At 71.8% G+C, this 21135-nt stretch carries 17 protein-coding genes and 1 pseudogene; 7 read left to right on the top strand and 11 right to left on the bottom strand.

Annotated features, from left to right (window positions below; translation table 11 throughout):
* Nucleotides 1–442 precede the first annotated feature (442 nt).
* The 3 genes from OG858_RS11490 to OG858_RS11475 all read left to right on the top strand — a co-directional run bounded on the left by OG858_RS11490 (nucleotide 443) and on the right by OG858_RS11475 (nucleotide 4739).
* Nucleotides 443–2425 (top strand): FUSC family protein, encoded by a 1983-nt coding sequence (locus tag OG858_RS11490; RefSeq protein WP_328544937.1) that lies wholly within the window; start codon nucleotides 443–445, stop codon nucleotides 2423–2425.
* A gap of 111 nt (nucleotides 2426–2536) precedes the next feature.
* Nucleotides 2537–3937: an amidohydrolase gene (locus OG858_RS11485; RefSeq protein ID WP_328544938.1), complete on the top strand. Its 1401-nt coding sequence runs from the start codon at nucleotides 2537–2539 to the stop codon at nucleotides 3935–3937.
* Between the two features lie 616 nt (nucleotides 3938–4553).
* Nucleotides 4554–4739 (top strand): hypothetical protein, encoded by a 186-nt coding sequence (locus tag OG858_RS11475; RefSeq protein WP_086750157.1) that lies wholly within the window; start codon nucleotides 4554–4556, stop codon nucleotides 4737–4739.
* Nucleotides 4740–4741: 2 nt separating this feature from the next.
* On the opposite strand, the gene OG858_RS11470 is transcribed toward OG858_RS11475, so the two are convergent.
* The 3 genes from OG858_RS11470 to OG858_RS11460 all read right to left on the bottom strand — a co-directional run bounded on the left by OG858_RS11470 (nucleotide 4742) and on the right by OG858_RS11460 (nucleotide 8338).
* Nucleotides 4742–6778, bottom strand: a complete 2037-nt coding sequence (locus OG858_RS11470) for an ABC transporter ATP-binding protein (protein WP_327723848.1) — start codon at nucleotides 6776–6778, stop codon at nucleotides 4742–4744.
* Nucleotides 6779–7079: 301 nt separating this feature from the next.
* On the bottom strand, nucleotides 7080–7550 hold the full coding sequence (locus tag OG858_RS11465) for a hypothetical protein (RefSeq protein WP_179201198.1): 471 nt from the start codon (nucleotides 7548–7550) through the stop codon (nucleotides 7080–7082).
* Nucleotides 7541–8338 (bottom strand): ATP-binding protein, encoded by a 798-nt coding sequence (locus OG858_RS11460; protein WP_086750159.1) that lies wholly within the window; start codon nucleotides 8336–8338, stop codon nucleotides 7541–7543. The genes OG858_RS11465 and OG858_RS11460 overlap by 10 nt, the downstream gene beginning before the upstream one ends.
* Before the next feature lie 285 nt (nucleotides 8339–8623).
* On the opposite strand from OG858_RS11460, the gene OG858_RS11455 reads away from it, so the two are divergent.
* The 3 genes from OG858_RS11455 (at nucleotide 8624) to OG858_RS11445 (ending at nucleotide 10673) form a co-directional block, all read left to right on the top strand.
* Entirely contained in the window at nucleotides 8624–9484 is an 861-nt protein-coding gene (locus OG858_RS11455; RefSeq protein ID WP_086750160.1) for a helix-turn-helix domain-containing protein, read from the top strand.
* Nucleotides 9485–9493: 9 nt separating this feature from the next.
* Nucleotides 9494–9778, top strand: coding sequence for a DUF397 domain-containing protein (locus tag OG858_RS11450; protein WP_086750161.1), 285 nt, complete (start codon nucleotides 9494–9496; stop codon nucleotides 9776–9778).
* A 79-nt stretch (nucleotides 9779–9857) separates the two neighbouring features.
* Complete coding sequence (locus OG858_RS11445; RefSeq protein WP_086750162.1) at nucleotides 9858–10673, top strand: SAM-dependent methyltransferase; 816 nt, start codon at nucleotides 9858–9860, stop codon at nucleotides 10671–10673.
* A 403-nt stretch (nucleotides 10674–11076) separates the two neighbouring features.
* Here OG858_RS11445 and OG858_RS11440 read toward each other — a convergent pair whose 3' ends face one another.
* The 5 genes and pseudogenes from OG858_RS11440 to pdxR form a co-directional block, all read right to left on the bottom strand.
* A complete protein-coding gene (locus tag OG858_RS11440) occupies nucleotides 11077–11805 on the bottom strand; it encodes a phosphatase domain-containing putative toxin (protein ID WP_319065975.1) in 729 nt (242 codons plus the stop codon).
* A gap of 182 nt (nucleotides 11806–11987) precedes the next feature.
* Nucleotides 11988–12899 (bottom strand): hypothetical protein, encoded by a 912-nt coding sequence (locus tag OG858_RS11435; RefSeq protein WP_256960651.1) that lies wholly within the window; start codon nucleotides 12897–12899, stop codon nucleotides 11988–11990.
* A complete protein-coding gene (locus OG858_RS11430; RefSeq protein WP_328545346.1) occupies nucleotides 12887–14548 on the bottom strand; it encodes a PEP-utilizing enzyme in 1662 nt (553 codons plus the stop codon). The genes OG858_RS11435 and OG858_RS11430 overlap by 13 nt, the downstream gene beginning before the upstream one ends.
* A gap of 360 nt (nucleotides 14549–14908) precedes the next feature.
* Nucleotides 14909–15511 (bottom strand): annotated as a pseudogene (locus OG858_RS11425) (PEP/pyruvate-binding domain-containing protein); the annotation flags it as partial.
* Nucleotides 15512–15747: 236 nt separating this feature from the next.
* Nucleotides 15748–17160 carry a MocR-like pyridoxine biosynthesis transcription factor PdxR gene (pdxR, locus tag OG858_RS11420; protein WP_086752093.1) on the bottom strand — a complete coding sequence of 471 codons (1413 nt, stop codon included), beginning with the start codon at nucleotides 17158–17160 and terminating at the stop codon, nucleotides 15748–15750.
* A 131-nt stretch (nucleotides 17161–17291) separates the two neighbouring features.
* Between pdxR and OG858_RS11415 the strand changes: the two genes are divergently transcribed.
* Nucleotides 17292–17801, top strand: coding sequence for a carboxymuconolactone decarboxylase family protein (locus OG858_RS11415; protein WP_373420895.1), 510 nt, complete (start codon nucleotides 17292–17294; stop codon nucleotides 17799–17801).
* A 270-nt stretch (nucleotides 17802–18071) separates the two neighbouring features.
* On the opposite strand, the gene OG858_RS11410 is transcribed toward OG858_RS11415, so the two are convergent.
* The 3 genes from OG858_RS11410 to OG858_RS11400 all read right to left on the bottom strand — a co-directional run bounded on the left by OG858_RS11410 (nucleotide 18072) and on the right by OG858_RS11400 (nucleotide 21075).
* Complete coding sequence (locus tag OG858_RS11410; RefSeq protein WP_086752097.1) at nucleotides 18072–19559, bottom strand: glutamate synthase subunit beta; 1488 nt, start codon at nucleotides 19557–19559, stop codon at nucleotides 18072–18074.
* Between the two features lie 149 nt (nucleotides 19560–19708).
* Nucleotides 19709–20188, bottom strand: coding sequence for an anthrone oxygenase family protein (locus tag OG858_RS11405; protein WP_319065973.1), 480 nt, complete (start codon nucleotides 20186–20188; stop codon nucleotides 19709–19711).
* Between the two features lie 203 nt (nucleotides 20189–20391).
* Nucleotides 20392–21075 carry a DUF2293 domain-containing protein gene (locus OG858_RS11400; protein ID WP_086752242.1) on the bottom strand — a complete coding sequence of 228 codons (684 nt, stop codon included), beginning with the start codon at nucleotides 21073–21075 and terminating at the stop codon, nucleotides 20392–20394.
* Nucleotides 21076–21135: the final 60 nt, after the last annotated feature.

Raw genomic sequence — 21135 nt, 5'->3', positions numbered from 1 at the left:
TCGCAACGACCGGGCCCAGGCCCCGGGACGTCGAAGTGCTGGTTCAAGTCCAGCCCGCGCAGCTCGATGCGCGGTGGTCCAAAGGCAGGACGCGGCGACATGACGACTGACCTGGGTTCTCTACCGTGGCGGCGTGCCCAATGGGCGGCATATCAGGGCCCGGGGGCCGGCTACGCCCTCGGGCCCACCTTTTTTCCTCACGACCTACGCGTGCGTACCTCGATTGCGTTCATAAAGAACATGGCATCTACAGGAATTGTCACATCGCGGCAATACGAGCGTTCCATATCCTCAAGTTCGGGAACCTATGGTGGAGAGCACAGGCAACCCAAGTGACTGATGCCGTCAGTCGGCGCGCCAACCGTCGCCGCTGACACCCCCAACGCCCCGGCCGCCGTCGCCCGAAGGCACACCCCCGCCCTCACCCGACGACAGGAGCTCCGTGACCCGCCCCGCCGCCCTGCCCCTTCCTCCCTGGCTCGCCCACGCACTGCGTGCCCAACGAGGACCGGTGCCCTGGAACGCGGTGCTGCGAGGGGCGCTGGCCGGTGGGCCGCTGCTGCTCGTGGCCGTGCTGCTCGGGCGGCCCTCCGTCGGGGTCCTCGCCGCGCTCGGCGCCATGCTCGCCGGGATCAACGACCGCCCCGGAAGCCGGCGCGCCGCCGTGCAACGGCTCGGGGTGCCCGCGCTCGCCGGGGCCGTGGGGCTGCTCGCCGGAACGTACGCCGGCCAGTACGCCGGGGCCGTCGTCCTCACCCTGCTGCTCACCGCGCTCGGGCTGCTCGCCGGCGGTATGAGCGCGGTCGGTCTCGTGGCGTCCGGAGCGGGCACGCAACTGCTGGTCGCGGCCGCCATCGGGGCCGGGATGCCGTTGCCGGAACCGGGATGGGAGCGGGCGCTCGCCTACCTCGCCGGCGCCGGATGGCTGCTCGCACTGCGCCTCGCCCTGCCCACACCCGCGGTCCTCACCGCAGGTGACTACCGCTTCGACGGGGAACGGGACGCCGTCGCCGCCGTCTACGACGCGATCGCCGGGCTGCTGGACGCCGTCGGCACCCCGGACGCGACCGCCCGGCGGGCCGCACTGACCGCCGCCCTCGACCATGCCCAGGACGCGCTCGCCGGACCCCGGATACGGCGGTACGCCAGCTCCTCGGCCGAGCGGCGGCTGCACGCCCAGTACGCCGCCGCGCTGCCCCTGGCCGAGGCGGCGACCGCGCTGGCCTGGGCCGGGGACGCCGTCGTCGGCCGTGCCTCCGAAGGGCCCCGGCGGCTCGCCGCCGCCGTGCGCGGCAACACCGCCACCGGGCCGCTGCCCGCGCCCTCCCGCTCCGCGCCCGCGCTGCGCGCCCTCGACGACGCGCTCCTGCACGCCGCCGAGACCTTCGACCGGGGCGGCGACGCACACGACCTGCACACCCGCCGCCGTACCCTCCGGTCGCTCGTACGGCTCGGCCTCGGGTCCGGGGGACGCGAGTACGGCCTGCGCGTCGCCCTGTCCTTCGGGGCCGCCGCGGCCGTGGCACAGGTGCTGCACCACGAGCACTGGTACTGGCTGCCCGCGACCGCCGTCTTCCTGGTCAAGCCCGACCTGGGGCCGCTCGTGTCCCGGGTGCTGTGCCGGGCCGCGGGGACCGTGCTCGGCGCGGTGCTCTTCGCCGGGTTCGCCGCCGTACTGCCCCGGCCGGAAGGGCTCATCGCGCTCGTCGCGGTCAGCGGGGCGCTGATACCCGTCGCCACCCGGCACTTCGCCGCCCAGACCGCCGTCGTCACCGTCCTCGTCCTCGCCCTCGTCATGGTCGGCGGCGACCCCCAGGCCTCCTGGAGCCGCATCGCCGAGACGCTCCTGGCCTGCGCCATCGTCCTGATCGTCGGCCACCTGCCGATGCCGAAGGGGCAGCGAGGCGGGGGCGTACGCGCCCGGCTCACCGAAGCGGGCACGGCGGCGCACGCCTACCTCGTGCACGTCCTGAACGAGTCGCGCGCGCCGGGCGCCGACTCCGGAGCGAACGCGACGTCCCTGTCGAGCGGAGCGGCCACCCCCAACGGCGTCACCGTGTCCGTCGGGGCAGCCCTGCCGGGTGAGGCCGACGAACGGGCCGCCCGCTGGACCCTGCGCCGCGAGGCCTACCGGGCGCTCGCCCAGGCCCGTGCCACGATCGCCCTCTCCGGAGCCGAACTGCCCGCCCTGGCCCGGCACACCGAGGGCACCGACGAGGTCGCCGCCGTCCTCGAACGGCTGGTCGACACCACCACCGCCTGCGCCGTGCACCTCGACGACACCGGACGGCTGAGCCGCCACCACACCGAGCGGCTCACTGCACTCCTCGACGAACTCGCACGCCACCGCAGGCACACCGGCATCAGCCTCCCCGACGCCCCGGACATGGCCGACATACTGCCGAGGCAGGGGCTGACCGCCTGAGCCCGCCCGCCGGCCCGGTGCGCGCCGGACACGGCCGGATCCCGTTCCCACCACCCACCGGATGCCCGATTCATCCCCCTCCCGGGCACACCCCGGTCGTACCGTGACGACATGACGCCGCCTCCGTCCCCACCTCCCCGCGCGACCTCGTCCCCGTCGCCCGCCGATCTCGTCATCACCGGCTGCACCGCCCTCGTCCACGATGAGCACGAGGGGATCGCCTTCGTCGAGGACGCCGCGATCGTCGTACGGGACGGGGTGATCGCAAGCATCGGGCCGGCGGAGGAGACGGCTCCGGTCGCCACGGCGGAACGGATCGACGCGCGCGGCCAGGTCGCGATGCCGGGGCTGATCAACTGCCATACGCACGCGCCGATGGTGGCGCTGCGCGGCATCGCGGAGGACCTGCCGGCGGAGCAGTGGTTCAACGACGTCATCTGGCCCGTCGAGTCCAACCTCACCACGCAGGGCGTGGAGTTGGGGGCCCGGCTGGCCTGCGCGGAGATGATCCGGGGCGGGGTGACCTGTTTCGCCGATCACTACTTCTCGATGGAGACGGTCGCCGTCGTGGTCGAGGAGACGGGGATGCGGGCGCATCTGGGCGAGGCCTTCTTCTCCTCGCAGGGACCCGAAGGACGGCAGAAGTCCTTGGAGTTCGCGCTACGCCACCGGGGTGCGGCCGACGGTCGCATCACCACCGCGCTCGCCCCGCACGCCCCCTACACCGTCGAGGACGCCGACCTTGCCGCGACCGCCGACCTAGCCCGCGAGCACGGCCTCCCCGTACATCTGCACGCCTCGGAGAGCCGCGACCAGACCGACAACAGCCTCGCCCGGCACGGCGTCACGCCCATCGAGGTCCTGGAGCGCACCGGGCTGCTCGGCGTCGACGCGGGTGTGCTCATCGCGCACGGCACCGGGATCGTCGAGCGCGACCTGCCGGTCCTGGAGCGGGCGACCGGGCAGGTGGCCGTCGCCACCGCGCCCCGGGGCTACCTCAAGTTCGCCTGGCCCACGACCCCGGTACGCGCCCTGCGCCGTATCGGCGTCCCTGTGGGGCTCGCCACGGACGGCGCCGCCTCCAACAACTCCCTGGACGTGTGGGAGGCCATGGCCCTCACCGCACTCGTGCAGAAGTCCACCGAGGGCGACCCGCGCTGGTTGACCTCCCGCCAGGCCCTGCACCACGCCACCCTGCAGAGCGCCCGAGCCGTCGGGCTGGGGGAACGGATCGGCAGCCTCGCCCCCGGCCGGCGCGCCGACATCGTCCTGGTCGACCTCACCGGCCCGCACACCCAGCCGGTGCACGACCTCGCCGCCACCCTCGTGCACAGCGCCCGTTCCGCCGACGTACGCACCACGATCGTCGACGGCCGTGTGTTGATGCGCGACCGGGAACTGCTCACCGTCGACGTGGCGACGACCGTACGGGAGCTCACGGACCGCCTCGCCGCACTCACCGACCGCAGCCACGGCAACCGCATCCAGGACTACGACAGGCCTCCCGAGTGAGCGGCTAACGGGGCGCTTGCGGAGACGCTCGGCAGAAAGGTCCTGCCCCGTCGATGAGTTCCGCTTCCGCCTCCGGTCCACCCCGGGTTCCCGTGACTGCTCGGCCTTCCTCGACCGGATCGGGCACCTGCCGCATCTGCGGGCGCGCGGCAACGAGTTCGCCGTCGTGTGACGAGCGCCGTACACGAATCCTCCCCTGCCAGGCGCGCAGGGGATGGACGGGGGTCTTCCACACGTACCCGGCGTACGGGCACTGCCTGGAGGGGTTCGGCTCCGCAGCCGGACGGCCGGCCGTCACGGCGCCGGGCGGAGGCGGTGAGCGACGAGCGCTTCCGCTGCCTCGACGAGTGCGACGAGTGCGACGAGTGCGAGGAGTACGAGGAGTACGAGGAGTACGAGGAGTACGAGGAGTGACAAATAGTGCAAGAGTCGGTACGTAGAGTCACCGGAATGTGTGGTTTCTGAGAGGTACCTCACGATCCGCCGTTGACCTCGTGTCAACTACGTCTCAGTACCGTCACTTCGCGAGCCGTTCACCCCATGGTTGGCGTTTAAATCTACAAGCTGCCCGGCCGCGATCACGGGATACGGGTACAGCGCGACATGGAGGTGCAGGGTGAACGGGCGAACGGTGCTGGGGCGCTTTCCCGCCGGTGGGCCGCGCGGCTCGTGGCCGGCGGAGGAGTTGGCGCAGGCGGCCCGCCTCGAAGGGCAGCAGGCCGAGGTCGTGATGGACATCGCGACGGACATGTTCCTGGTCATCGTGCGCGGCGCCGACACCGCCGTGACCGCGTCGGCCTGACCTCACCCCGCCTTCGGTGCGGGCACCTTCGCCGCGGCAGCATGCCCTGTCGCCACCTTCGCCTCGGCAGCCGGCCCCGTCGGCATGTTCGCCGCGGCAGCTTCCCTTGTCGGCATCTTCGCCGCGAACTGCTCGGCCTGGAGCGAGTACAGCTCCGCGTACACCCCACCCGTGGCCAGCAGCTCGTCCGGGGTGCCGGACTCCACCAGGCGGCCCTGGTCGAGGACGTGCACGAGGTCGGCGTGGCGCACGGACGCCAGCCGGTGCGTGATCAGGACGACCGTCTGACCGGTTCCCGCCAGGGCGCGGATCTTCTCGAAGACCTCCAGCTCGGCGCGGGCGTCCAGGGCGGCCGTCGGCTCGTCCACGATCAGGATGCGCCCGCGCCGGTACGCGGCCCGCGCGATCCCGAGGCGCTGCCACTGTCCGCCCGACAGCTCGTGCCCGCCGCTGAACCCCTTGCCCAGAAGTGTGTCGAGGCCGCGGGGCAGATCCTCCATCACGGCCTGTGCCCCGGCCTCCGCGACGGACGCGGCGATCCGCTCCTCGGTCAGCGGCGCCGAGGGGCGCCCGATCGCCATGTTGACGCGGGCGGTGAAGGGCCACCGTTTGAAGTCCTGCGCGACCATCGCGATGCGCTCGGCCAGCTGCCGCCGGTCGGCGCCCGCCGCGTCCACGCCGTCCCACATGATCTTGCCCTGGTCGGGGGTGTACAGCCCGGCGAGCAGCTTGACCAGGGTCGTCTTGCCCGAGCCGTTCTCGCCGACGAGCGCCACGATCTTGCCCAGCGGCACGGTCAGGGTGACATCGTCCAGCGCGGGCCGGGTGGCCTTGCCCGGGTAGGTGAAGGTCACGTTCTCCACCCGGATCTCGCGCGGCTCCTCGGGCAGCGAATCACCGCCCTCCGGGATCGCGCGCTTGGCGGCTTCCACGTACAGGCGCTGCATGTCGCCCACGAAGAGGGCCTCCTCGTGGAGGGAGTTCACCTCCAGGACCAGGGTGTCGAGGCTGGCGGAACCGGTGCGGATCGCGATGACCGCCGTACCGGCCACGGACAGCGCCATGGCGCCCGCGAGAAGCAGACCGCCCAGCGTCGCGTACGTCGCCACGGTCGCCAGCCCGGTCCACACGGCCGCGTACAGGCCGGTACGGGCCGCCAGCCGGGCCAGGCGCGCCTGCTCGGCCTCCGCCGTCTCCGACATGGAGCGGAAGTGGCGCAGCAGGAACGGGCCGACACCGTGCACCCGGATCTCCGGGGCCGCCTCCGGCTCGATCAGCAGCGAGCCGATCAGATATCCCGCGCGGGCGTGCTGCACCCAGGCGTGGAAGGAGGTGTAGCGGCGGCGGGCGATCGTCAGGGCGCTCCAGGCGCTCGGCAGGGTCATCGTGACCAGGAGCGGGAGGAGGGCCGGGTGCAGCACGGTCAGCACACCGGCCGCCGCGGTCAGCGAGATCAGCGCGTTCACCACACGCGCCGAGTAGCTGATCATCCGGCGGGCCGACTGGGCGCCGTACTTCGCGGTGTCCAGCAGCTTGTGGAAACCGTCGTCCTCGATCGCGGACAGCTCCACGGCCGCCGCCCGTTCCAGATAGAGCTCGGTCGCGACGCGCTCCACCTTCGGTTCCAGCCGGCCCGTGGCGTACGTCGACGCGGCTCGCAGCAGGGTGGACACCAGCATCACGGCGGCGATGGTGCCGAGCGCGGGGGCGGCTCCCCGTAGCCGCTCCTCGACCGTGCCGTCCGCGATCAGCCGGGCCAGGATCGCGTTCATCGCGAGCAGGTTCACCGCCTGGGCGAGGCCGCGGCCCGTCTCGGCGGCCAGCACGGTCCTGGCGGCCCGCCGGTCCGCCTGCCAGGCCAGCCGGAAACTCGACGCGAGCAGCGACGGCAGCCGCCGCACCATCGCGCGGAAGTTCAGCTCCAGAAACGCGTTGGCATGCTGTGACCAGCCCATGTCGTACCGCAGCGGCCCCCCGAACAGCAGCAGCTCCGACTCCGACGTCTCCGGAGTGCTGCCCCCGTCACGCGCTTTTCCCACTCACGGCCTCCCCCGAGTCGTCGCCGACAGGCCACTATTCCGGCGCATCCCGCCCCCGACCAGGGCGCACGACGACGACAGCTCCGCCCACCCGGAGCACGCGGGGCGCGAAGAGGCGGAAGGGAGTACGCCGGGAGGTGAGGGAAAGACCGAAGGCCCCTCCATCACAGGGCCGCGGGGAACCGTGCGACAAGCCCCCCCCAGGGCCCGAAGTCGCGAAACGACCGACCGTCCCCGACTCCTGGCGGGTACCCAGGGGGCGCACCCCCCCCGGCGGGAACGCGCCCCAACCGGCGGAGCCCTACGCGGTCATCGTCCGGGACCACGAAGGCGTGGTCCCGGTGACCCGGCACAACGCCAGATACAGCGGTATCGGCGGCGTATAGGGAATGGCCCCCTCCGGCCGCAGGATCAGCCCGGGCACGTCCGCACCGTCGCAGACCAGCGCCCCGGTGGTGTAGCGCACCGGAGCCGGCCACTCCAGCGCGTAGTCGGAGTCGGTCGGCACGATCCACCACCAGTGCGCCTTGTCGGCGTAGACACAGCCCACACGGGGCAGCCGGGGCATGACCATCGGTCCGAAGCGGGCCGGGACGGCAACCGCGTCGCAGCCCATGGGCGCGGTCATGCCCTCGGGCAGGGGAATGGGGCGGGGCGGCGCAGCGGGACGCTGGGCGCGGCGCATACGGGTCAGGGTGTCGAGGCTCACCACGCGGGCCACTCTGCCCCCACCGGGGGGCCGAGCGGGACCGATCGACGCGCTCACACCCATTCGGCCCCCGTCCGCCGCCCGACTTCCGGCCGGACCTCGACTTCCGTACGACAGTCCCCACCCGCACGGGCCCAGGCCACCGCGCGGCCGTCCATACCTCTGCGAGCGTCGGCACCCCTACGGGGTTCGGCACCCGCACGGCTCTCGGCGTCCGGGAGGCGGAACGACTCGGCGTCCCCGTCCCGGTCCTCCGTCGGCGGCTTCTTCGCGCCCCAGCCCAGATCGGAACGGGCCGCGATGTCCGTGCCCGCCGCCAGGCCGGTGACCATGACCGTGTCCGCGCCCAGGTCGGGGGGGACGGCGCCGACGAGGAGACCACGCGGCACGTCCGCCCACACCAGGAGCCCCAGGCCGACCGGCTGCGCTCCCCAGGAGCGGCAGAGGGACTCTATGAGGAGCAGCCCTCTCCCGTGTTCCTCCTCGGGGCGCTGCGGAGAAGGGTGCGGCTCACCCGGAGCGCAGCCCTCGTCACGTACCGCTATGCGCACCAGCTCGTCGCCGTCGTGCAGCTCGCAGACGATCTGGGTGCTCGCGGTGTGCACGATCGCGTTGGTCACCAGCTCGGACACGACCAGGGCGGCCGTGTCGCAGGTGTCCTCGCAAAGGGCCCAGCCGGTGAGCTGGGTTCGGGTCACACGCCGGGCCTGGGCCACGGCACCCGGGTGCGCGGCCAGCTCGAACCGAAACCGGCGCTCGGCAATTGTCTCGGGGCGCGCCCCGGCGGCCGGACCGGGACCGACACGGTCTCCGGCGGCGTCTGTTCCTAACGGCGCAGGGGGCGGAATCACGCTTGCCACTATCGCCCCGCCGTGAACACTTGGCAAGTGTCACTCTGAAAATTGCAGAGTGCCGTATGACTCTCTGAACGGTCGTGGCACACTGCACGCAACAGCACGTGTAGCGGCGCCAGTTGGAAATCCCTCGCACAACGTTCTTAAGCACGCACAGTGTTCGTTTGTGTACACGGACCTGCGTGGCGCGCGAGGCCTCCGAGCGGCGCCGCCGGGCTGTCGGGACCGGACAGGCCGGGAATCGACGCAGGTCAGCGCAGAGTCAGACAAGAGAGGGGCGAGATGAGCGAGCCGCGGTCCGCGCCGACGGTCGGTCAGGTCGTTCTCGGCCGGCGTCTGCTGGACCTGCGCGAGCGCGCGGGCATCCGGCGTGAGGAGGCCGGCCGCATCCTGCACGTCGCCGCCGCCACCGTCCGCCGAATGGAGACCGCCGAGGTCGCCCTCAAGATTCCCTACCTCCAGCTCCTGCTGAAGGCGTACGGGGTCGGCGACGAGGAGGCCGCGACCTTCGTCCGGCTCGCCGAGGACGCCAACAAGCCCGGCTGGTGGCAGCGCTACCACGACATCCTGCCGGGCTGGTTCTCCATGTACGTCAGCCTGGAGGGGGCGGCCGGCCTGATCCGCGGCTACGACCCCCACTTCGTCCCCGGACTGCTGCAGACCGAGGACTACGCACGTGGCGTCATGACCTCGGGCGCCATCGGCCAGACCAAGCCCGAGGACATCGAGCGCCATGTCGCCCTGCGCATGCAGCGGCAGGAACTGCTCACGCGTGAGGACGCGCCCCGGCTGTGGTTCGTGATGGACGAGACCGCTCTGCGCCGCCCGGTCGGTGGGCCGGCGGTCATGCGCGCCCAGATCGACGGACTGCTGGAGGCCATGGAACTGACTCGTGTGACGCTCCAGGTCGCCCCCTTCGACACAGGACCGCACCCCGGCACGTACGGGCCGTTCGTCCTGTTCCGTTTCGCCATGCCCGAACTTCCGGACATGGTCTACAGCGAGTACCTGACCGGCGCCGTCTACCTGGACGACCGCTCCGAGGTGGCGACCCACCTCGAGGTCATGGACCGCATGGCGGCGCAGGCCGCCACTGCACAACGCACGAAGGAGATCCTCCGGGATCTCCGCAAGGAGCTCTGAAGACACCGAATGGAACTCATCAAGTCGCAGTCGCAGCCGCGCACGCGCAAGCAGTCGCACACACGCGTCTACAACGGCATGCCCGCCCGGGAACTCGGCAGCGAGGGCTGGCACAAGCCCTGGAGCGGAGGCAACGGAGGCAACTGCCTGGAGGCCATGAAGCTCGCCGACGGCCGAATCGCCGTACGGCAGTCCACCGACCCCGACGGACCGGCGCTGATCTACACGCCCGCCGAGATGAACGCCTTCATCCAGGGCGCCAAGGCGGGGGTGGCTGACTTCCTCTTGTCCTGAGGCCTGTTGCGCACTCCCTGTTGTTCAGTCAATGACCCTATGTTGGCCCTGAGTTGATCACCTACTGCCGCACATTCCCATGGAGTTCGTCATGAGCGGGCGTCCCCCCGTCGAGATCGACACGAGCAGGCCCCACCCCGCACGGATGTACGACTGGTATCTCGGAGGTAAGGACAACTACCCCGTCGACGAGGCCATGGGCAGGCAGATGCTGGCCCTCGACCCCCGGGTGCCGGTGATGGCACAGGTCAACCGCGCCTTCATGCACCGCTCCACGCGCTGGCTGGCGGAGAACGGCGTACGGCAGTTCCTCGATGTCGGCACCGGTATCCCGACCGAGCCGAACCTGCACCAGATCGCCCAGAGCGTCGCTCCCGAGACGAGCGTCGTCTACTGCGACAACGACCCCATCGTGCTCGCCCACGCGGCGGCGCTGCTGCGCGGTACGCCGGAGGGGCGCACCGAGTATCTGCAGGCCGACGTGCGCGACCCGCACGCCGTCATCGAGGGCGCCAAGAAGATTCTGGACTTCGACCGGCCCGTGGCGCTCTCGCTGATCGCGCTGCTGCACTTCGTCTCCGACGAGGACGGTGCGCACGTCCTGGTCCAGCGGCTGATGTCAGAACTGCCCTCCGGCAGCTACCTGGCCGTCACCCACGCCACCGCCGACTTCACTCCGGAGGAGTCGAAGGCGGCGACGGAGAAGCTCAAGGCCGCGGGCGTCACGCTGGCCCTGCGTTCCCGTGAGGAGTTCACCCGCTTCTTCGACGGCCTCGAACTGGTCGACCCCGGCGTCGAGGTGCCCCACCACTGGCACCCCGAACTCGGCGAGCCCGTCCCCGGCCAGGACGACGGGGTCATCCCGGGATACGGGGCGGTGGCGCGCAAGCCGTAGGGCTTCGCGGACGACCAATGCAAGCGCGGTGCAGGCCTCTTGGCGGGCGCGGTGCAGGCTCTATGGCAAGCGCGGTGCAGGCCTCTTGGTAAGCGCGGTGCAGGCTCTATGGCGGGCGTGGTGCAGGCTTTATGGCAAGCGCGGTGCAGGCTATTTGGCGGGCGCCGTGCAGGCTATTTGGCAGGTGCCGCGCATTCGCGCGGCTGGGTGCGTTCTCGTGCGGGGTGGGGCGCCTTTGGATGCCAAGGGGTGCCATCGGGCACCAAGGGGGCGCCTTCCGGTGTCGCGGCGTCCCAACGCGGCGCCACGGTGCGAACTCCGCACGCCGGGGCGCGAGTGTCTCTCCGCGTGCCCCGGCGCGCGCGGAGATGCGCATCCCCGTACGCCGTGGCGGCGCCGACGGCTACAGGTACGACCAGATGCGGCGCGGGGCGTCGATGATGCGGCTCGCCACGACCACCGACAACGGCGGCTGCGCGGTCGCCCGCTCCCGCTCCAGCATCAGCCCGTAGTAGATCTGTTCGATCGACGGCGGCCCGACCGACAGGTTGCGCCAGACCGCCCCGGGCGAGTCCTCCTGTCCGGACTTCACGAGGTAGGCCGCGGCCATCGTCCCCGTACGGCCGACTCCGGCACCGCAGTGCACGAACACCGGCCCGGAGCTCTCCGAGACGGCGTCGAGCAGGCGCTGCACCTGCTCCGGCGTCGGCGTCTGCCCGTCGCGCATCGGTACCCGTACGACGTCGAGGCCCGCCTCGTGCGGCAGGGCGAGTTGGGCGGCGCTCAACTTCTCGGCGCGCAGGTCGACGACCGTGGTGATGCCGAGGTCGGCGAGCGCCCGGTAGCCGGCGGGGGAGGGCACGGCCCCGCGCCACAGCTCGCCGTCGGTGCCGACGGGCTGGAAGTTGTGGACACCCCGCAGCGAGCGGGTCCCCTCGGGCGCCGAGATCGTCTCACGTGCCACGTACGAAGCCGCCACGATGCCGAGAGAGCCCGTGGCCCACAGAGCGAGATAGCCGAGCAGGACGCCGATCAGCACACGCACCACCTTCCGGCGCAGTGAGCGGGGCCGGACGGGAGCGGTGGGGAGTAGATCCGGGGCTACGGGCGGAGGAGTCAGGGCGACAGGCATGAATGAACCGAAGGTCGGGGACGGGGGGTCTAATTCGCATCGTAGCCTGCCCGACGTAAGCGTTATGTCTGGTTGTGTGATACCTCACGTCATTCATACCTATTGTATTGATCTTGCATATTCTGTTGATCTTCCGCACTCCAAGAGCTCCGCTGCCCTTCAGGAGCTCCGCAATCCGGTACTCATTCCTTGTCCGCGTCGCCGATCCCCACCACCGTGAGGTGGGCGCGGTCCACTTCGGCGTCCTCCAGGCAGCCGCGCAGCCGCAGACGGTCGTGATCGGTGAGCGCCGGGCGGACGACCCCGGCGAACAGGCCGTCGCCGAGCTCGCCGAGCGTGGTCCGCCGCAGAGGCACCGACGTGGAGTTCCGGCAGCCTTCCCAGACCTGGGACGCCGCCAGGGACTGTCGCTCGGCGGTCGGACGCACGCCACGCATGTCCACGCGGACCAGCACGGAGGTCGCCTCGGCCCCGTTCCGCTCCTCCTTCCTGGTCTGGGTGAGGTCGGCGAGCCCGACGACCAGCGAGCCCAGCAGGGCGACGCCCACGCCCGCGGTGATCAGCCGGGGCGTCCGGCCCGGGCCGCCGCCGCCCAGCGGGGAAGCGTCCTCCAGATCGGCGTTCGGCTTCGGATCGGGCGCGGTCAGCACGGCCAGCTGTCCGGCGAGACGCCGCTCGGCCGTCGGCCGCGCCGTGACCGACGCGATCCGCTGCACCAGCCAGGCGATCCCCGACAACACCACACCGGTGACCATCAGCACGGGCACGAAGACATACGTACGGCTCGCCGGGTCCTCCAGCCAGCGGAATCGGTCGCCCCCCTCGTGCGTGTGCGTGTGTGTGCGCGTCTGCCGGAGCCGGGCGAGCGCGTCCTGCTGCCGCCGTTCGCTCTCCAGGATCCGCTCCTCGATCCGCGCGAGTCGCCCCAGCAGCACGATCCCGAGCAGCAGCACCCCGACGATCAGGAGCAGCACCCCGCTGAGGATGGCCCGCTGCCACTGCCACCGGTAGAGGTACACGACGAAATAGACGCCCGCGCCGACCGCCGCCGCGCCCCCGAAGAGATAGGCGAGGCGCCGCATCACGAACCCCACGGCCGTACGTCGCCGGAGGTGCCGTCGACCATCAGCCGGGCACCCGGCGGGAAACGGCGTACCGCGTCGCCGACCCCGACCACCACCGGGACCCCGAACTCCCGTGCCAGCACGGCGAGATGGGACAACGGACTGCCCGTCTGCGCGACCAGTCCCGTGAGGTGTGGCAGGAGTGGGGCGAGAGCCGGGTCGAGCGTGCGGACCACCAACAGCGCATCCTGCGGCCTGGTCCCGTCGCCGTCCCATACCGTGCCGATGCCCCGGCCACCGGACACGCCCCGTCCTCCGTCATCGGATCGCCCGACTGTGCGTTCGGCGACGACCACACCGCCGGGCGCGAGCCGGAACCTGTCCGGGAGTGGTGCGGACACGGCTCGGGGCAACCGCTCCTCGAAGTCCTGCGGCAGGCCCCCGGCCTCCAGCCCGGTCACGAACTCCTTCCACCGCAACAGCCCCACCCGCCGGGCCTCGGCCAGCACACCCCGCACGCGCAGTCTGCGCGCCGCCTCCCGCACCAGCCTGACCTGCAACTCCTGCACCCAACGGATACGCAGCCGCAGGGCCTCGCGGGGCGGGAGGGCGCCCACGGAGGCAGGGGCAGGGGCAGGGGCAGAGACGGTCTTGGTGCGGTGAGGGGTGGGAAGGGGGGCCGGGTTGTTGTGGGGTTCGGAGGGGGAGGGGGTGGACGGCGGGGCTGCGGCGGGGGCGGGGGGAGTGGGGGCCGCGGGAGGATCGGAGGAGATGGAGCCGGGGTAGACGGTTGCCGTGGCCGCCGTCGAACTGTGCCGGTGCGTGTGCTCGGGCGGGGGCAGTCGCAGGTCGCCCCACAGGCTGGGGGCCGTCAGTGCGAGGAGCACGGGTTCGGTGGCCACCAACCGGTGGTCCGGGAGGTTCCGGTCGTGGTACCTGGTCTCGTTGAGCGTGGCGAGGGCCGTGCCCGCGGCCGTGATACGAGGCTCCGGAAGGAGGGCGCCCGCGAGGGCTTCCTGGGCGTGGAGCGAGACCAGGACGGCGCGCGTCCAGCGAAGGATCGAGATCAGCTCGGCGGTCGGGAGTTCGGTGGTCGACGGGGTCTCGGCCAGCCGCCGATCGACATCGGCCACCAGGTCCGTCGCCAGGCCCGGCAACGTCGACGTCAGCCGTCCCACCCGCCAGGCGGCCCCGAGCCGCCGGGCACCCGGTGCCGGGTTGAGCCATACGAGCCTGGGGTGTCTCGGCGGCACGGCGCCCAGCAGCCGCAGGTCCGCCGCGGCCCGACCGCCCACCGTCGTGACGACCGGCGTCGTCCACAGGCTCCGGCGCGGCGCGCTACCGCCGATGTCCAGCGCGAAGGCGAGCCCCCGGGCCATCGGCGCCACCCACAGATCCTCCTCCAGCGGCTCCAACTGCCCCGGCAGGGTCTCCGCCACCGGCCCGGGGCCGAGCAGCCGGGCACCGCGCGGCGGCCGGGCCGCCATCGCCGTGATCGGACGGCTCTGGAACAGCCACAGCCGTCCGTCCTCGTCGAAACCGAACTCGATGTCCTGCGGGCCCCCGAAGACCCGGGCGGCCCGACGCGCGAGACGAGCGAGACGACGTAGCTCGGACGCGGTGAGCAACGGCTCGGGGCCGGTCGTCCGCCGAGCGCCGGACGACTCCGCCGACCTCACCGATTCGGGTGGCTCCGCTGTCCCCTTCGGCCTCACCGATTCGGGTGGTTTGGTGGCGTCCTTCGGCCTCACCGATTCGGGTGGTTTGGTGGCGTCCTTCGGCCTCACCGATTCGGGTGGTTTGGTGGCGTCCCTCGGCTTCAGTGATTCGGGTGGTTCGGCCGCGTCCCTCGGCCTCGCGGATCTCGTTGACCCCGCAGTGTCCCCCGGCTCCACCGCTTTCCCCGGCCCCTCCGACTCCCTCGGCCCCGGCGAATCCCGTGGCCCCGCCCGTTCCATCGGCTCTGTCGGCTCTGTCAGATCTACCGATTCCGTCCGTAGCCGCCGCCCCCACCTGCTCAGCCCGTAACTGGTCCCAGGCTGTTCACCACTGACCAACGTGTCGGGCCCACCCCACACCGCGCTGACCAGCATCCGATCCGTTCGCCCTGCCACGGGGTCCGCACCGAACAGCACACCCCCGACCCGGGCCCTGATCATCGGCTGGACGAGCACTGCCATGGGCGCGGTGTCGCCGTCGGGCTGCCGTGCCGAGTCGAGCACCGTACGCACCGCCGCACGGAACTCCTCCCACCCCCGCACATCGAGCACCGAGTCGAACCGTCCAGCCAGAGAGGACTCCTCCGTGTCCTCCTGCGGCGAGGACGACCGCACGACGAGGGGGCGCGCACCGTGCCGGGACAGCTCGTCCCAGGCGCGCAACAGCGCAGAGGCCTCACCCGTGCGCGCCTCGCTGTGCGCGTCTCGTGGGCAGTGCGGGATCACGAAGCCGGGCAGCACCGGCAGCCCCGCACGGGCGGCGCGGGCGAGATTGGCCGCCTTGGAACCGGAGAGCGGGGGGAGCGAGGCTGTCGGGTGGTTCAGGGGGACGACCTGCGAACCGGGTATGCCGCCGCCCCGGAGCGGAGCCCCGCCGGGCGCGCCTTCTCCGTGTTCTCCGTGACGTTCGTCGAGCGTCGTCATCGAGCACCCTCCAGGACCGGCCGTCAACAGGGGGGACGCGAGGGAAGGGGCCCTACGCCTGACGACGGAACGAAGGATGGGGGCGGATCACCGCCAGATCGCGGGAGCCCACGGCGGCAGCGGTGACGTAACCTCCTGACGCCAATGATCCCACCGCCGCCGATTTCCTGCCGAACGGGAGCACCTCCCGGCGACCAGGTCCGCCGGCCTCCGCCCCGCCGACCCGCCCGGGCCGCTCACCCGGGCGGCATCACCCCGCACAGCGCCTCCACAGCCGCCCCGTACGCGTGCTCCGGGGGCGTCGCGTACCCGACGACGAGCCCGTCCGGCGCCTCCCCCGTGGCCTGCGGATGCCGGAACTCCGCAAGGCCGTCGAGCGCGACACCCCGCCAGGCCGCCGCCTTCACCGCGGACCGCTCGGTCCCGGGCGGCAGCCGCAGCACGGCGTGCAGTCCGGCGGCGATCCCGGTGACCTCGATGTGCGGCGCGTGCGCGGCGAGAGCATCGACGAGCCGGTCCCGCCGCGCCCGGTACTGCTGCCGCACACGCCGCACATGACGGTCGTACGCCCCGGAGACCACGAAGTCCGCGAGCGCCAACTGCTCCGGCACACTCGCCCACGCCTCCCGCTCGCCCTTGGTCGCCAGTACGGCGTCGACGTACTGCTCCGGCAACACCATCCACCCCAGCCGCAGCGCCGGCGACAGGCTCTTGCTCACCGAACCGATGTGCACGACCCGCTCGGGATCCAGACCCTGCACGGCCCCGACGGGCTTGCGGTCGTAGCGGAACTCCCCGTCGTAGTCGTCCTCCAGGATCAGCCCGCCACGCGCGCGTGCCCAGTCCACGACGGCGGCCCGCCGGACCGGATGCAGCGGCCCGCCGGTCGGGAACTGATGTGCGGGAGTGAGCAGCACGGCCCGCTCCCGGCCCAGCCCGTCCACCCGGGCACCGTCCTCGTCGAGCGGCAACGGAACCGTCCGTACGGAGGCCGCCGTCAGCAGCTCACGATGGAAACCCAGACCGTACGACTCCACGGCCAGCGGCCCCCGCAGCACCCGGCCGTGGAACAGCAGCCGCAGCGCGTGCGCGAAGCCGGAGCAGATCACGATCCGTGACGGCTCGGTCCGCACACCACGCGCGCGTGCCAGGTACTCGGTGAGCGCCTCCCGCAGCTCGATGCGGCCGGCCGGATCACCCGGCCCGAACGCCTCGTTGGGCGCCTGGGTCAACGCCCTGCGGTACGACGTCGCCCAGGCCGCCCGCGGGAACGTCGACGCGTCCGGCGTGCCCTGCCGCAGATCGTGCCGCGGCCCACGCGCGCGCGGAGGCGCCTTCCGGGGTACGCGCGCGGGGGCGCCCAGCGGTTCGGCCCGTTCCGCGACCCGCGTACCCGAACCCTGCCGGGCCGTCAGCCAGCCCTCCGCGACCAGCTCGGCGTACGCGTCGGCGACCGTGTTGCGCGCGACGCCCAGGTCCGCGGCGAGTGAACGGTACGGCGGCAACCGGGTTCCGGGAGGGAGCCGGCCACTACGCACCGCGTCCCGCAACGCCCGGATCAACGCCGCCCGCCGCCCGCCCCCACCGGACAGTTCGAGATGCAGGTCGGCCCCGATCCGCTCCGCCGAATTGACCCACGAATCCACCATGGAAATGCACCATACGGTAGGTCTTTCCACCCCATAGATTCATGGTCATGACGACGAGCACGACGCACATGGCGGGTACGACGGACGCTATGAACAGCACGAACAGCACGAGCACCATGAACACGAGCACCATGAACACGAGGAACCGCACGCACGCGATGACCGGCACCACCACGGCGGGCCCCGTGACCGCGACCCCTCGCCTCGACTTCGCGAAGTCCGCCCGGAACGCCTTCCGGGCCCTCATCGGCTTCGACGCGGCGGCCCGCGAGGGCATCGACCCGGCTCTGGTCGAACTGATCCAGATCCGCGCCTCCCACCTCAACCACTGCGCCTACTGCCTCCACCTGCACACCAACGACGCCCGCAAGGCCGGCGAGAGCGAGGACCGGCTCCACATGATCCCGGTCTGGCGCGAGGCCCGGCACTTCTTCACCGCCCGCGAACAGGCCGCCCTGGCACTCACCGAAGCGGTCACCCTGGTCGCCGACGGTGGCGTCCCCGACGACATCTACGCCGAAGCCGCCACCCACTTCGACGACACCGAACTGGCCCACGTCCTTGCCCTGATCTTCACGATCAACACGTGGAACCGCATCGCCCTCTCCACAGCCAAGCAAGCCGGCACGGACACCCGTTAGCCCGACCGACCGACCGACCGGCCCCGACCACCGGCGCTCCGGCCCGCCCGACTGCCGGAAGAGCGGGCCGATCCCGCGCGCCTCGCTCCGCCGCAGCGGCGATCACCCGACGGCGCGGTCCGACAGTGCGGTCCGGCGGTGTCCAACCGGCGGTGCTGAGCCGGCCGCCGTTCGGTGTTCGACGTCGTCAGCCCTGTCAGGCGGTCACCGACCCGGCGCTCAACGGCTCGGCCGCTGTCCGATGTCGGTGGCCCGCCCCGCGGTCAGCGGTTACGTCGTCATGGGGCGGTCGTACGGTCCGATCGGTGCCGGTAGGCGCTCCGTGCCGGTCAGCTGATGGTCGACCGCGGCGGCCACCGCCCGCCCCTCGGCGATGGCCCAGACCACGAGTGACTGCCCACGGGCGGCGTCCCCAGCGGCGTACACACCGGGCACGGTGGTCGCGAAGTCCGGCCCCCGTGTGATCGTCCCGCGCGGATCGAGGGCCAGCCCCAGCTGCTCGATGAGCCCGTCGTGGCGGTCCGGCCCGGAGAACCCGAGCGCGAGCAGGACGAGATCGGCGGGCAGCGTCCGCCCGGTACCGGGCCGGGCCTGCCGCCGATCGTCCACCTCGACCAGGTGCAACGCCCGTACATGCCCCGCCTCGTCCCCGGTGAAGCGGAGCGTGGACGCCGCGAAGAGCCGCGCGTCCGCGTCCGCCGACGGCGCTGATCGAAGGTCACGCGCCTCCTCATGCGCCCCCGAGAGCCGGTAGACCTTCGGATACGTCGGCCACGGATCGACATCCTCGTCGCGCTCCGCCTCCGGCAGCGGATAGATGTCCAACTGCGTCACGGACGCGGCTCCTTCCCGCACCGCCGTCCCCAGACAGTCCGCCCCGGTGTCACCGCCCCCGACGATCACCACATGCTTCCCGGCCGCCGACATCGGCGACACCTCCAGATCCCCCTCGCACACCCGGTCGGCCAGCGGCAGATACTCCATCGCCTGATGAATCCCGTCCAACTCCCGCCCGGGCACATCCAGTTCCCGCCAGGCCGTGGCGCCCGTGGCGATCACCACCGCGTCGTACCGGGCCCGCAGCTCGGCCGCGCCGATGTCCTTCCCCACAGCGGTCGACGTACGGAACTTCGTGCCCTCCGCCCGCATCTGCTCCAACCGCCGGTCCAGATGCCGCTTCTCCATCTTGAACGCCGGTATCCCGTACCGCAGCAAACCCCCGACGCGGTCGGCCCGTTCGTACACGGCGACCGTGTGCCCGGCCCGTGTCAGCTGCTGTGCCGCAGCCAGTCCGGTGGGCCCGGAGCCGACGACGGCGACCGTCCTCCCTGACAGCCGGTCGGGTGGACGGGGAGGTGTGAAACCGTCCTCCCAGGCCCGGTCCGCGATAGCCACCTCCACGTTCTTGATGGTCACCGCGGGCTGGTTGATCGCCAGCACACACCCCGCCTCGCACGGAGCGGGACACAACCGCCCGGTGAACTCGGGAAAGTTGTTCGTGGCGTGCAGCCGGTCGCTCGCCGCCCGCCAGTCCTCCCGCGACACGAGGTCGTTCCACTCGGGGATCAGGTTCCCGAGCGGACAGGCGTCGTGGCAGAACGGGATCCCGCAGTCCATGCAGCGGTCGGCCTGCTTGCTGATGATCGGCAGAAGCGCCCCCGGGACATACACCTCGTCCCAGTCCCGCACCCGCTCCTCCACGGGCCGACGCGGCCACTCCTCGCGCGGGGTGGTCAGAAATCCCTTGGGATCGGCCATGGCCGTCTCCCTCACGTATGGCGTACGCGTACGGTCGTACACCGGCGGACTCGGATCGGCATGAGGGTCTGGGGCGCGAAGCTCGAGGCTGCACGTCGTGGAACGGCGCTCTCTTCCCGCCACGATACGACGCGCCCGCTGCCACCGCCTCAGGCGAGCGCAAGCAGATACGACAGGGCGGCGGCAGCCGACGCGATCGCCCGGACGGTGTTCCACATCGTCCATCGGCTCACGTACTCACGCCAGTAGGCGGCGGCCTCCGCCGTGCCCGCCTCCAGCTTGGCGAGTGTGTCGTTGCGCGGCACGTTCGCCACCATCGTGACGCCGAAACAGCCGAACAGATACAGCGCGCTGCCCAGCAGCAGTTCCACTCTGCCCGCGTCCGGCCACAGCACGAACGTCACGACGGCCAGCACGGCGCACAGCACCGCCGTCCCCACGAACACGAGCATGAACGCCGGTGTCAGCGCGCTCACATTGATCGCCTGCATCGCCGCCACGCCCTGCGCGGGCGGCAACGACGCCAGCCCCTTCATCACGAACGTCGAGAACCCGCAGAACACACCCGCCACGATCCCCGTCCCGAGCAGGCCCATCACCGTCAGTACGAAGTACGGCCCACCGATCATGTCCGCTCCCACCTCGATCCCCCGAATCCAAAGATCCTGCACCCCACTCACCGTCACCACAAGTGAACATCCGTACGACCACAGTCACCATGGCCGAGATGTGCGGGCCCATACGTGAGCGTCCAAAAGCAATCCGGACAGGGCTGTCCCCTTCCTGGGGCTGTCCCTCCCCCTCCCCCTCCTTCCCCACCCCTGCCCTCCCCTCACCCCGCCGCCCGCCACTCCCGCAGCGTCGTCTCGACCAGTCCCGCGATCCGCCGCCGCGCCTCGTGCCGGGGCACGCCGGTCATCAGCAGCCGGTCGTACGGCGTGTCCACGTGCCGTACGGACGCGATGACTGCAGAGGTCACCGCCACCTGCGACAGGGCGCGTCCCGCCGCGCTGCGGCCGACGCGGCCACTGCCGCGCAACGAGGCGTGCGCGGCGATCTCCCGGGCCCGCTCGGCCGGGCACGCGGGGAACAGGCGTCGTATCTCCCCGGCGAACGCGTCCGTGAAGCGCACGTCCTCCACCGCCCGTCGCCGCGCGTCCCGCAGCCGCCGGCGGCGTCGCGCCTCCGCGTCCGCCAGGCACCGTTCCTCCGCGCGGGCGAGCGCCACCTCCTCGACCAGGACGCCCTGCCGCTCGTACCGGCTCCGGCGCCGGTTGAACCGGACGACCACGGCCGACAGCGAACTCGCCTCCCGGGCCCGCCGCGTGAGCGCGGTGTCGCCCCGGGGCAGGAACACCAGATGCCCGAGGTCCGCGCAGTCCAGGCAGCGCGGGGCTCCCTCCTCCAGCACCAGCAGCGCCACCGGACCGCTCCGGCACTCGGCGCAGTGCTTCTTCCTGAGCGCCTGCACGACGACAAGTCCGGTACGGGGCGGGGGAGTAGCGAGCGCTGCCATAAGCGGTTCATTCCCTCTGGTGGCCGCATGGTCACGCGGTTGTCGGGCCGGCCTCCCCAC

The sequence above is a fragment of the Streptomyces europaeiscabiei genome, from assembly GCF_036346855.1.
GTDB lineage: Bacteria > Actinomycetota > Actinomycetes > Streptomycetales > Streptomycetaceae > Streptomyces > Streptomyces europaeiscabiei.
Note: the sequence above shows the minus strand (reverse complement) of the source record. Positions and strands in the feature narration are given on the sequence as shown.

Coding starts and splice junctions, on each gene's coding strand:
- OG858_RS11485 (WP_328544938.1), top strand. CDS start 2,537: ATGACGCCGCCTCCGTCCCCACCTCCCCGCGCGACCTCGTCCCCGTCG.
- OG858_RS11465 (WP_179201198.1), bottom strand. CDS start 7,550: ATGGGTGTGAGCGCGTCGATCGGTCCCGCTCGGCCCCCCGGTGGGGGC.
- OG858_RS11455 (WP_086750160.1), top strand. CDS start 8,624: ATGAGCGAGCCGCGGTCCGCGCCGACGGTCGGTCAGGTCGTTCTCGGC.
- OG858_RS11450 (WP_086750161.1), top strand. CDS start 9,494: ATGGAACTCATCAAGTCGCAGTCGCAGCCGCGCACGCGCAAGCAGTCG.
- OG858_RS11445 (WP_086750162.1), top strand. CDS start 9,858: ATGGAGTTCGTCATGAGCGGGCGTCCCCCCGTCGAGATCGACACGAGC.
- OG858_RS11440 (WP_319065975.1), bottom strand. CDS start 11,805: ATGCCTGTCGCCCTGACTCCTCCGCCCGTAGCCCCGGATCTACTCCCC.
- pdxR (WP_086752093.1), bottom strand. CDS start 17,160: ATGGTGGATTCGTGGGTCAATTCGGCGGAGCGGATCGGGGCCGACCTG.
- OG858_RS11415 (WP_373420895.1), top strand. CDS start 17,292: ATGAACACGAGGAACCGCACGCACGCGATGACCGGCACCACCACGGCG.
- OG858_RS11410 (WP_086752097.1), bottom strand. CDS start 19,559: ATGGCCGATCCCAAGGGATTTCTGACCACCCCGCGCGAGGAGTGGCCG.
- OG858_RS11405 (WP_319065973.1), bottom strand. CDS start 20,188: ATGATCGGTGGGCCGTACTTCGTACTGACGGTGATGGGCCTGCTCGGG.
- OG858_RS11400 (WP_086752242.1), bottom strand. CDS start 21,075: ATGGCAGCGCTCGCTACTCCCCCGCCCCGTACCGGACTTGTCGTCGTG.